This window comes from Oleiphilus sp. HI0086, from assembly GCF_001635225.1.
Window position 1 is genome coordinate 1 of record NZ_LWFZ01000053.1, and the last position, 819, is coordinate 819.

Annotated in this window: 2 protein-coding genes; one reads left to right on the forward strand and one right to left on the reverse strand. The window is 43.5% G+C overall.

The features are described 5' to 3' along the window. The coding region (locus A3756_RS00850; protein ID WP_197481079.1) for an acyl-CoA dehydrogenase family protein at positions 1 to 498 on the reverse strand (498 nt) is incomplete at its 3' end. Between the two features lie 210 nt (positions 499 to 708). Between A3756_RS00850 and A3756_RS29120 the strand changes: the two genes are divergently transcribed. Further along, positions 709 to 819, forward strand: a 111-nt coding sequence (locus tag A3756_RS29120; RefSeq protein WP_156490149.1) for an NAD-dependent epimerase/dehydratase family protein, incomplete at its 3' end; no start/stop codon positions are given.

The window sequence follows — 819 nt, forward strand, 5'->3', positions numbered from 1 at the left end:
CAAGCACATGGTGCCAGTCCAAATGCCTTGTATAAGCTTTGGTAGGTAGGTTTGCTTTTGTGCTTCTGTACCGTGCTGCTGGAGTAAGTCTATCGCACCATGAGATAAACCTGGGTACATGCCAAACGATAGGTTCGTTGAACAGACCATTTCATCAACAACGTTTTTTAGTAAGTGTGGTAAGCCTTGCCCGCCAAACTCAGGCGCAGACGACAAACCACTCCATCCACCTTGTTGGTAGTGTTCGTAGGCTGCTTTGAAGCCATTTGGAGTTTTCACTGTTTTAGTGTCTGGATCGAATTGGCACTCTTCTCTGTCACCAGATGTATTGATAGGCAGTAACACGCCCTCGGCCAGTTTAGCAGCTTCTTCTATAACTGCTCTTTGCATTTCTTCTGTGGCTTCGGTGAACGCAGGACTTTCGGCTAGTTGGCCGGAGTTTAAGACATCAAACAAGACGAAATTAATATTATCCAATGGTGCTTTGTAATGACTCACAGTTAACCTCTTTATAAGTTCTTTGGTTCGACTCAGAGCCGAACAGTTTCGCGACAGCGAATAAATGATATTCAAGAAGGTTTACGTCGTTAAAAACAAATTGGATCAATATGAAAGAAAACTCTGAAGTGGATCCAAATTACAAACTATTGCGTAAGTGGGTTAATAAGAGATTGAAACCGGAACTGCCGGATCGTTGGGGAGATTAGTATGAAATTATTAGTAACGGGTGGAACGGGCTTGATAGGTCGCCGATTTATCGAACGGTATACTCACCACGACTATACCGTTTTGACCAGAGATTTTCGAAGTGCGCAGAAA